Here is a 9,774-nt window from a genome sequence, read left to right as displayed (position 1 = left end):
CGGCAATACCAGGTGGCTGGCAGAATTAACGGGTAGCCCGACAGGCTGCTAGGGCGCCTGATTCGTTTCATCAACCCGCAAGGACTGATTACGCGTTATACCTACGACGGTGTTGGAAATATTCTTGGGGTACAAGGTGGCTTGCAGCCACAATCTCCCGTTATCAGTTCGGTATCGCCGGCTCAAGTACGGCGAGGTTCGAGCCAGCAGATCACGATAGTGGGTGACGTGCTGAGCGGAACCAGCATAACAGCGCCAGATGCAAACTTCAGCATCTCTGGTTTGCAGATTTTAGACAAGCAAATCAAATTTTTGCTTAGTGCCAGTGAACTTGCGCAGCTCGGCCCTAACACGTTCAAGTTGAGTAACTCTGAATCTTCATCCAATTTTGCGATAACAGTCAATCCTGCCCTACCAAAACTGGCAATCAGCCCCATCCCTATTGCTATTCCGCCGAACAATACACCCTATAAATTCATTGTGCGGCTTGGCAACCAGGACAATATTGATCACACCATTACCCTGTCGACAGCTGATACAGGCATTGCACAGCTTGCGTCCACCACTGTCAATATTGTGGCCGGATCGACTGAAGTCACAACCGAAATCACCGGCAAGACAGGTGGGATAACAAGCCTGTCGGCCAGTTCCCCCGGCCTGCAAAGTATTGCCATCCCGGTTTATGTCACTGCAGATTTTGCAGGGTTTAATATCGCCCGCGCGCTTAATCTGGGTGTCACGCTTGAATCGATTGTTTTGCCGCCGAGCGCTCCCAGCAGCTTGTCCTTGCAATCTCCGCTACTGGGTGTAACCCGTGGGTCGGTTATTACCGGGATAACGCCTAACGCCCTTTCAATTGGGTCAGGCCCAACATCGGTCATCGTTTCAGGTATAGGTCTGGAAAATGTCACTGGTGTAGCAATAGTCCCGTCCACCGGTTTGACACTGGGTTCCATTACGACAGCGACCGACGGTAAATCGGTAACGGTACCCATCACGGTGGCCCAGGATGCGCCTACAACCCTAAGGCAACTCATCCTGAATGGCACTGACAAACCTTATTTTTCTGCTGGGCCTGGTCAGGATAGGCTGTCTATTACGCTTCCTGTACCGGTCATTACCTCGATCGATCCATTATTTGCAGTACAGGGCGTCAGCACTATGCCCTTCATCATTCGGGGAAAGAATCTGGATGGTATGCAGAGCATTCAGTTCAGTCCGGCAAGCGGCATTACAGTGGGCGCATCACCCGTAATCAGTGCTACCGGCGATGCTGCGAGCACCTCTATCCAGATTGCAGCCGACGCAACTATCGGTGACCGGCTGGTAACCGTGACTACACCGGGCGGCACTTCCTTAACTACCTCGAACGTTGCCAATACCTTCCGTGTGGTGAACGAAATCACTCAAATCGTCACGCCTGTAAGCGCGCCCATCCTGGGTCTGCTCATGCAGCAGGACGCCACAACGAGCACCGATGTCAGTGCCTATTCATTGCCAGTTGGGGTCAGCGTAGGCTCTGTTGTAAGCGGTATTTCCCCGCACGCAAGATCCATCGGAGACAGCTTCACGCTAACGCTGACAGGCAACCAGCTTGAAGGGTTGTCGTCCGTGCAGATGTCTCCATCGGATGGCCTGACCATAGCAACCCCCAGCCCAAGTACAGACGGGAAATCGGTGACTGTGGCTGTCAGCATTGACCTGAGCGCGCCCCAGACCATGCGGTATGTCACCGCCCTGGCTGGCAGCAAGTCGATTCCATTCTCGACAACCGAAGCCAAGCAGTTCCAGGTTGCCCCAAAACTGCCCAGCGTCGATTCAGTCGACCCGCTTTATCTGGTCATAGGCGGGGGACAAACCACACTTACAGTACGTGGCGTCAATTTCCAGAACGCTCAGCAAGTCAGCTCCCTTCCACCGGATGGTATGACCATTGGTTCTTCACCGGTCGTAAACAGTGACGGCACCGCTCTTACCGTGGGCATCGAAGCCGCGAGCAATGCCACGCCCGGCGCGCGCACCCTCGTCCTTACCACAGCTATAGGACAGACTGTGTCCACGCCCAGCGTGTCAAACACCATCACGCTAATCAGTACTGCCGGTTCTGCCAGTAGCCCGATCTATTCGCCCAACCTGGGCATCAACAAGCTCGACACGACTGGAACGAGTACGGATTTTGGCCCCTTCATCGCACCAGCCCTGGGCGTGGTCTTGCAGGATGGGACAACGCCGCCCCCGGCCGTGCTGCCTATCCTTACCCTTAATCCCAATCTGGGTGTGACTTATGGGCCTGTCGCACTGAGCGCAAGCGTAGATACGCACATCCTGGGAAGCAGTGGCACGCTTATGGTCAGTGGATCAGAGCTTAATGGAGTGAACAAGTTTACCGTCAGCCCGGCAGACGGCATCACCTTGGGTGGCACCGTTACCGTCAGCGCGGACGGCAAGCAAGCCAGCGTTCCGATCAGCTTTGCATCCAATGCAACCGTCGGCACCCACAAGATTGCCCTGTCCGCAAATACCACCCAGGTGCCCTTTGCCCAGGCAGGATCAGATAGGTTCTACCTTGCTGTCGGATTGCCGCATATCGATTCTATTGAGCCCATCCTGCTTCATAAAGACGAATCCATCATTCTGATCATTCGTGGCCAGAACCTGACCGCCTCCAGCAGCGTGGTGATCGAGCCTGCCGCAGATGTATCAGTCGTTTCGCTGCCCGTGGTCAATGCATCCGGCACGGAAATAACGGTCAGCCTCACGGTCGCAACGGGCGCAGCCAGCGGGGCGCGAGTGGTCAGAGTTGTCACCCCGGCCGGGATGACCGATGCGGCAGCGAGTCCAAGCAACATGCTCACCATCCTGCAATGAAGCCATTTAGAGCCACGCAGTATTTTTTAAAATTAAGGAGATGACCATGAAAATAAAACTTACCCTCGCAGCCTCGGCAATCGCCCTAGCCCTGGGCTCCACCGTGGCCCTGGCGTTCACTAGCGGGAGCACCGGTTCCGATGGGGCATTCAGCCCCACTGTAAACACGCAGCTCACGTTGCCTGCTAGCGGCGTGTTCAACTTCACCTCGGTTAATATTCCAACCGGGGTAACGGTGACCTTCAAAAAGAATGCACTCAACACCCCCGTGGTTTTGCTGGCCAGCTGCTACGTAGCCATCGCAGGCACCGTTAACGTCAGTGGCACCAACGGGACGGCAACGGGCGCGAGCGGAAATGGCAATGTCGGCGATGACGGCCTGCCGGGGGAAGGGGGGCCCGGCGGCTATAACGGCGGACGCGGGGGTACAGCGGGCATTACAGATAACACCAATCCGCAGGGAAGTGGTGGGGCAGGCCTGGGGCCGGGTGCCGGAGCCGGCGCGCCGGGATGTTATTGGGTAAGCGGTGGTTATTTCAATGCGTTATTTGGGGGGTCAGGCTCTTTCGGTGCAGTAGGGATAACTGGCTCTGGTGCTGGTCAAGCTAATTGTTCAACACCCCAAAATAACAATGCTTTAAACGCTGCAGTGCTTGCCGGTTCAATCTATGGCTCATCCAGCCTGGTACCCATGATAGGCGGTTCGGGCGGTGGTGGTGGTTCGGGTGGGGCTTCATTTGGTGGCTCTGGCGGCGGTGGTGGTGGTGGCGCCATTCTCATCGCCGCATCGGGAACTGTAACGGTCAGCGGGCAAATTCTCGCCAATGGCGGAGTAGCTGGCATCCTGAGTGGCACAGGGGTGGGTGGTACTGGCGGCACCGGCAGCGGCGGCGCCATCAAGATCGTTGCCACCACCATTGCCGGTAACGGTGCTATTAGCGCAGTATCAGGTAACTCTACAGCAACAGGTCGGATCAGGCTGGAATCCGAAGCTATCACCCGCACCTCGGGCACTAACCCAGCTTCTACCTTTGCGGCACCCGGGCCACTGTTCGTGGCAGGTTCGCCCACACTGATGATTACCAGTGTGGCGGGCGTAGCGGCTCCTGCGATTCCCACAGGAAATGCGGATATTGTTCTGCCTTCCACCACGCCCAACCCGGTTTCGGTGGTGTTCCAAACGACTGGTGTACCGGTGGGCAATACAGTCAAGCTGACCGTCATACCAGCCAATGGCTTGCAGATTATCGCAATCAGCCCCGCGCTGACGGGCACCACGGCCAACGCGAGCGCCAGCGTGAGCATCAGTCTGCCTTCTGGCCCCAGCACACTGTCGGCTACCACCTCCTATACGATTGTGGCTTCGCTCGGGGATGCCATGTCCAACTTTGCCATGGGTGAGCGCGTGGAAAAAGTGATATTGACCTCAACGCCTGGCCAACCGCAGCAGGTCACGCTGGTTACGGCAACGGGCAAGGAATATGCAGCCCCTCCAGCTGCCTTGGCCATGCTGGCGATGAAGTAAGCGAAAACAGGACAGGTGATCCCCATGAGAAGTCAGCATCCAAACATCAGCTCTTCGGCTGTCAGGCAAGGCTGGCATCTCATTTTGTTGGCGATCATTCTGCTGTTTTCGGGTTTGAGTTCGGGGGTGCAGGCAGCGTGGGAATCCGGTGCGGCAGGTGAATCCACTCTGGCGGTTTCCAATGGGCCCAATGTGCTGGCTCTGGCCAAATCGGCTCGGGTGTTGGCAATGGGGCAGGATAACAAGGCAGGCATGGCCTTGTTGAACCCCGACAGCGGTGCAGACATTGGCAGCATACCGTTGAGCGCCAAACCCATCGGTCTGGCATTGAGTGGTGATGGGTCGGTGATATATGCCCTGCTGCAGGGCAGTGCGGATGTTACCGTCATTTCAGCGACGGGCTCCGGTCAACTCAAAACAGTTGCCATCAAGGCCAACTGGCCGGTAGGCGGCAAGCCGGTTGCACTGCTGGCGGATCAGAAACAAAAACGGCTCTATGTGGCCGACAAGGAAGGGCGCTTGCTGGAGTTGAATCTAGACACCGGCGCTGTTCTTCGTACGCTTCAGGTCAACGGCAAGCCCGTGCGGCTGGCTCTGGTATCGGGACTCCCGTTTCTGCTGGTCGGCACCCAGAGCGGTGATATTCTGACTGTCAATCTCATGACTCTGGCAGTAATCAAGACCCTATCCATCGGTTCCCAAATCGACGGACTGCTATGGTGGGATACCGATTCCCTGGCGCTGTTTTTGCCCAAAAATAAGGATCAGTGGATGCTGATAGATCCAGTACGAACTCATCCAGTACTACCTGACCCGTCACGTTCAGACCCATCGCTTCCTGATCCATCACAAAGCTTTATCGACACCATAAGCGCGATTGAGGGGTCGGCTAACCGTCTGGCAGTAGATCGCCAGGGCAGCAACGCATTCATTGCCACGCAGGACGACATCAGCGTCAATCTGATAGACCTCAAGCAAAGTTTGAATCAAGGCCGACATCTGCTCGCGGACAAACCCGGCGATGTGGTATTTGATCCTACAGCGAAGGTGCTTTATACCTCTCTGCCGCTTGGTGACAAGCTACTTAGACTGGACCCGTTGCAGGCCAAGCTGGCTGCACCGCTGAGCATGCTATTCCGCTATCGGGACGTTGCGGTGCACCAGAGCCAAGGCCAGGCTTATGCCGTAACCGAACGGCAGAATGGGCTGTTATCCAGCTGGCGCTTGTCCAATCGTTTCCGCAGCGGGCTGCCCCTCAATGCAGGCGCCCGCAAGATCGCCATCGATCCTGTATCCAACCTGGCGGTGCTCGGACTCACCACGCCATCCGATGAAATAGGATTCGTCGACCTGTTGCCCTCTACACCCAAGCTCCTTGCCGAACGCATTCAGATGGGCGCGGAAATACTCGCCATCGCTACCGATCCCGCACGTAAACGCAGCCTGGTGCTGACCGATAACCCTCAGGGTATTCGCGTCCTTGACAATGCAACTCGCAAGCAGTTAGCGGCGCTGAACACAACCGAGGTCTATCGCGCCCTCGCTGTGCATTCCGGCATGGGCGCAGCCTTCCTGCTGAGCCAAAACCGACACCTCGCAACCCTGGATCTTGCCAGCCTGAGCATCACTTCAAGTCTGGAGCTGGATTTTGAGCCGGGCAGTATCGCAGTGGATGAAAGTCTCGGTCTGGTGGTGATCTCAAGCCCCAAGGAAAATACCCTGCGGGTGATGGACCTGAACTCCATGACCTTCATCCGTTCCGTCAGTTTGGCCCGGCACCCTGGGGCTGTTGCTATCCACCCGGATTTTTCGCAGGCAGTCGTGGCCAGTCAGGAATCTGATCTCCTGAGTTTGGTTGATCTCAAGGATGACAAAGCGGCAGTACAGGAATTTCCAGGTGTGCCCCGCCCTCTTGCGCTGGCCATCGCAACCTCGACCAATCAGGCCTTTGTGCTTTCAGGGGAAAAGGACGACCTGATGTTCGTTGATTTGCCCAGCCCCAAACCCTTGCTGAGCGCTATTAGCCCAACGGAGATCGCTTCTGGCTCGGCCGCATGGGTGCTAAAGGTGCAAGGCTCCCGCTTTATCAACAAATCGTCAGTGCTGTGGGGTACAACTGCACTAACCACTCGTTATGTGGATCCGAGGAATCTTGAAGCGGATGTGCCGGCCACGCTCGTCGTTGCGGCTGGAGAAATTCCTGTTACTGTGCGCAATCCCCTGCCGGGAGGGGGCGATTCGAACTCCCTCACCTTCACTGTGAAGGCTCAAGTTCCGGTTCTCAGTTCGATTACGCCCAGCACCCTCAAAGCCGATAGCACAGACCAAATAATCAGCCTTTCCGGGCAGTATTTCCTGTCCGGCTCTTATGTGCTGTTCAATAATCAGAAAATCTCCACTACCTACGTAAGCGACACCAAGCTTGATGCTACGGTTCCGGGCAACCAGCTGGCATTGGCAGGCAATGCCACGGTAGCCGTTTTCACGCCGTTGGGCGGCACATCGTCCAGCCTGCAAGTCCAGATTATCTCCATCGCCCCGGTGCTTGGCATCTCCGGCATTAATCCGGATCACGGCCAACCCGGCGCCCAGATCATCATCACCGGCACCGGCTTTAACCCCGAAGCCGCAAAAAACACAGTGACATTTGCGGGCGACGCCGTGGCTAGCATCACCGCCGCTACCGCAACACAATTGACCACAGTGGTTCCGGCAAACGCGCAGTCCGGCGCTATCTCCGTTACCAACAGCCTCGGAGTGGCGACATGGCCGCTGTTCACCATCAACCGTGACCAGGATTTAAACCTGACCGCCAGTCCTGCCAGCATCGGCCTGCTGCAGGACTCCAGTTCCGCCCTATCCATCCAGCTTGCCAGCAGCGGCAGCCAGAATTTCATCGGGCTGACCCGCCTCTCCGCCAGCGGCTTGCCAGCCGGCGTCACGGCGAAATTCGAACCTGCCTACCTGACTGCCAGCCAGCCTGGCGTGCTGCGCCTGAAAGCCGAAGCGGGTGCGGCGACCGGGACTTTCCCCATCACCCTTACCGCCATGGCAAACATCTCCGGCGTCGATCAGCCGCGCACGGCCATTGTGAATGTCAACGTGCAAGCCAACAGCGGCGTCACGGGTGTGAAAGGGCGCTTTGTTACACCGGCGGGGGATGGCATCGCGGATGTCAGGGTAAGCTTCGACACAAAGACCACCACAACCGACAGCGCGGGCAACTTCCTGCTCACTGGCTTGCCCTCAGGCAAGGTGGAACTGAGGTTTGACGCGACCGAAGCGCATCCTCTTTACCCCATCTGGCCAAATATCGTCAATCTGACGGTAGGCCAGGTCAGAGTGTACGACGACTGGATAATCAACCCACCACCCAGCGATGACAAATTCAAACCCATTGTCACATCCAGCCAGGCTCAGTCAATTACCGATGAACGTTATCCGGGTCTTGCGATTACCATTCCCGCCGGTGTAACCATCATCGGCTGGGACGGGGTGAAAAAAGACCGCATTGCGGTGGAAAGGCTCAACCCGGATCGTCTGCCGGTTTCGCCGCCGCCCATTGCCACCAATTCGGTATACCAGCTTTATTTCGGCACCCCTATGGGCGGCGTGCCATCGGCGCCCATCCCGGTGACATTGCCCAACGATATTGGCCTGGATCCCGGCGAGAAAACCAACCTCTGGTATTACGACGGCAGCCCCATGGGCGGCACCGGCGAGTGGAAAGTGGGCGGCACCGGTACAGCTTCGGCCGATGGCAAGGTAATCGTCTCTGATGCAGGTACCGGCATTCCACGCTTCTGCGGAGTATGTGGATTGCCCTGTTTTGAAATTAACCAGAATAAACAGCCCTCAACACCGCCCATTCCTAAGGGAGCTGCTGAACCGCCGGCTTTAACTTGCAAGCCGGTCAGGCTCGCCACCGGGCAGGAAACACCCTCCGAAACCGACCTTTATGTCACCTCGGTCGTCGATCTTGTGGTGCACCGGTCGTTTAATCCCTACGACCCGTTCAACAAGATCGCCGGTACGGTGCTGAGTCTGGGCCTCAACTGGATCTTGAATTACGATATCACCTTGCTGAACCTCAGCTCCAGCCTGGTGCGGCTGATTGAGCCGGGCAATGTCCGTACCGACTTCACACCTGATGTACAGGGCGGATTCAAGACTACAAAAAATAGCACCTATGATGGCGCCGTTCTCAAACAGGAAGGCACTGGCTGGATACTCACCCTCAGCGAGGGGAGCCAGTGGCATTTCGCAAGATTTGGCGCGGTGGGTCTGCAATATCTCGTCGAACAGCGCGATCCCGCCGGCAAAACTCTCACTATCCTGCGCCGATCCGACGGACGGATCCAGAATGTCACCAGCGGTTTGCGCACGATGCAATTTAACTACGGCGCTAATGGATTCGTTTCCTCGGTGGTAGACGACATCGGCCGCAAGGTTCAATACGCCTACAACGCGGACAACCGGATTGCCCAGGTCACCGCGCCCGACGGCGGGGTGACCAGCTACACTTATCAGGACGACACTAGCCTGCCTGTCACCCAAACCCCGACCGCGCTGCCCGCCGTACCCACCAAATCCGACGTTTGCCTTGGTTTAGCACCCAACCCGCCCCTGCCTTACCGGATCAAGACCATCACCAATCCGGGCAAGACCAGCCCCATTACCATGTATTACAGCAAGAGCGGCCGGGTACTGCGGCAAGTGCTGGAAGACGGCCTGGAACTGAAATTCTCGTATAAGCTGACCGGCGCATGCGCTGCAACGGTGGGGGGGGAATATCAGGTCAGCGGCGAAGACTGGGCACAAAATCAAGCCGGGCAGACCATTACCCGCCCCGGCGTGGTGGTGGAAACCACCGTCACCGACGCGCTGGGCAATAGCAATACTCAGCGTTTCAACAACGCTGGCCTCGCGACGGAAACCGTGGACAGTCAGGGCCAGAAAGTGCTCTACACCCGCGACTTGAATGGCCGTATCACCACCATCAAGGACACCATCGGACGCACCATGCGTTACGCCTACGATGCTAACGGCAACCGCACACGCACCACCGATCCCGATGGTCGCTTTACCGATTACACCTTCGATCCAAAATGGAACACCATCGCCAGTGTTACTCAATATATGGACAATGGCGACAAGGTGACCCGCACCTTGGAATACGACCCAAACACGGGGCGCATGCTGAAAGGTACCGATGCGCTGGGTAACGCCACGCGCTACACCTACACAAGCAGCGGCGAGGTCAAGACCATCGCCGACCCGCTGGGCAACGTGGTCACCTTGAACTATAGCCCGGAAGGTGACTTGGTCAGCCTCAAGGATCCGCTGGGCAATACCACTACCCTCATCCACGATCTGGCCGG

The 9,774-nt window shown here is 57.0% G+C and carries 3 protein-coding genes; all 3 read left to right on the top strand.

All coding sequences use genetic code 11. The features are described from left to right. Positions 1-141: 141 nt before the first annotated feature. Positions 142-2,868, top strand: a complete 2,727-nt coding sequence (locus tag MJ768_RS13875; RefSeq protein WP_239292560.1) for a beta strand repeat-containing protein — start codon at positions 142-144, stop codon at positions 2,866-2,868. A gap of 46 nt (positions 2,869-2,914) precedes the next feature. Then, positions 2,915-4,393, top strand: coding sequence for a hypothetical protein (locus MJ768_RS15200; RefSeq protein WP_256449869.1), 1,479 nt, complete (start codon positions 2,915-2,917; stop codon positions 4,391-4,393). Between the two features lie 24 nt (positions 4,394-4,417). Further along, on the top strand, positions 4,418-9,774 hold a 5,357-nt coding region (locus tag MJ768_RS13860; protein WP_239292556.1), incomplete at its 3' end, for an IPT/TIG domain-containing protein.

Source organism: Candidatus Nitrotoga sp. 1052, from assembly GCF_927312905.1.
Lineage (GTDB): Bacteria > Pseudomonadota > Gammaproteobacteria > Burkholderiales > Gallionellaceae > Nitrotoga.
The sequence above is the reverse complement of the archived record's forward strand: the minus strand, read 5'-3'. Positions and strand labels throughout refer to the sequence as shown.

What these genes read in the sequence shown, in the direction of transcription:
- MJ768_RS15200 (WP_256449869.1), top strand. Translation starts at nt 2,915, where the DNA reads ATGAAAATAAAACTTACCCTCGCAGCCTCGGCAATCGCCCTAGCCCTG.